This window comes from Actinacidiphila sp. bgisy160 (assembly GCF_965342435.1).
Lineage (GTDB): Bacteria > Actinomycetota > Actinomycetes > Streptomycetales > Streptomycetaceae > Actinacidiphila.
Genome location: NZ_CBDRCM010000125.1, coordinates 1 through 1827, shown reverse-complemented (window position 1 = coordinate 1827; position 1827 = coordinate 1). Strand labels below are relative to the sequence as shown.

Annotated in this window: 1 protein-coding gene; it reads right to left on the bottom strand. The window is 67.7% G+C overall.

Features of this window, described 5'->3' with window-relative positions; genetic code table 11:
• Nucleotides 1-332: 332 nt before the first annotated feature.
• Nucleotides 333-1598 carry a homogentisate 1,2-dioxygenase gene (locus ACRWNP_RS37045; RefSeq protein WP_431969396.1) on the bottom strand — a complete coding sequence of 422 codons (1266 nt, stop codon included), beginning with the start codon at nt 1596-1598 and terminating at the stop codon, nt 333-335.
• Nucleotides 1599-1827 lie beyond the last annotated feature (229 nt).

Genomic DNA, 1827 nt, shown 5'->3' with positions numbered 1-1827 from the left:
CACTAGGTTGTGGCGTATCGGTCGCGGTGACGCCCCACCAGCTTGGCGCCAGTTCGTCACCGCGACCGACTTCGCCGACTCACCCATCCCCACCTGGAGCGGCCACCCGGCCACCGCTGCGTGACAAGCCGCTGGCGCGGCGCGCCTGCCGGACCTCGTGGACGCGGAACCACTCATCGGCGGTGGGCAGCTCCCGCTGCGCGCGGCCGGTGCCGTCGGTGCTGTTCAGCACGGCCCCGGATGAGTGCTGACGGACCGACTGCGGCGCGGTGGACCCTGATGAACAGGCCGGGCCCCTGCACCCCGAGAGGACCTTCGGCCGGCCGTCCTCGTCAGCGCGGGAAACGGCGCTCGAAGCCCTGCCACATCGCGTCGAAGTCCTGGCTCCGCCGAGGCGTCTCGAGTGCTTGGCGGGTGAGCTTGAGCGGAAGCCGGGCATCGAAAAAGATGATGAGGCCGAGATCGAGCCACTGGGGCGCAAGTTCCGCATTGGTCGCGAAGGCGTCGCCCTCCGGCGAAGAGCCGTGCGACGCCAGCATGTTGTGGAGCATGCCGGCGCCCGGCTCGCCGAACATGGTCGCCCCGGTCGGCGGGGTCTTGAGGATGCCGACGAACTCGCTGCCGATGTTTCGGTGGTAGTACGGCAGCCGGAAGGTGTCCATCGCCACCTCCCACCGCCCGACGACGGAGCAGAAGTCGAAGTTGGCCACACCGGGGGTGTCGGTCGGAGAGGTGAGGACCGTGTAGGCCGAGGGGTCAGTGTGGCCGTAGCTGAGCGTTCCGACGGTCTGGAAGGCGTGCAGGTCGTAGACGTAAGGCACATGGTTGCCGTGCCAGGCCACGACGTCCAGCGGCGAGTGGTCGTAGACCGAACTCCACAGCTCTCCGCCGTACTTGACGACAACCTCCACCGGTCGCTCGATGTCCTCATAGGCCGCGACCGGGACGCGGAAATCCTTCGGGTTCGCCAGAGCGGTCGTACCGAGGGGGCCGAGCTCGGGCAGAACCATCGGACGGCCGAAGTTCTCGGCGACATAGCCGCGGGCGACCGCGTCCAGCAGCTCCACCCGGAACCGTACGCCGCGCGGGATCAGCGCGACGTCTCCGGGCTTGACGTGCAGCAGCCCGAACTCGGTGCGCACCAGCAGCTCACCCTCGTGCGGGGTGATCAGCAGTTCGCCGTCGGAGTCGCTGAACACCTTGTCCTGCATCGAGGTGTTGGCGGTATAGAAGTGCACGGCCATACCGGTGCGCTCGGCCGGGTCGCCGTTGCCGCCGAGGGTCCACATGCCGGAGACGAAGTCCGTGTCGGCAGCCGGGGCGGGCAGCGGGGTCCAAGAGGTGCGGTTCATTTCGGACTGGGCGTCGGCGATACCGCAGAACGTCCCCGTATCGATCCTGGTGAAGGGGCGGTGTTGCGCCGACGGCCGGATGCGGTGCATCCAGGAGTAGCGGGTGTTGTCCCGCGAGTCGGTGAAGGAGCTGCCGTGGATCATCTCGGCGTAGAGCCCGAACGGCGGCCGCTGCGGCATGCTGTTGCCGACCGGCAGGGCGCCGGGCAGCGCCTCGCTGGAGTGAAGGTTGCCGAAGCCGTGCATGTACTCCAGCGATTCGGCGGTCTTGCGCGCCTTGTCTGTGCTCTGGTTATCCACCGTGATCAATCCTCAGTTGCATCGATAGCTGACTCGGACCGGTTACTGTCGCTGTTCTCATCGGAGAGACGAGGTGGCCCACGACAGGGCCGCAACCTCCCACGAAGGCGCGGTCGCACTCGCCTCATGCCTGATCCGGGCAAGAGCACTGTGACGACGGCCTCTGGCCGTAGGC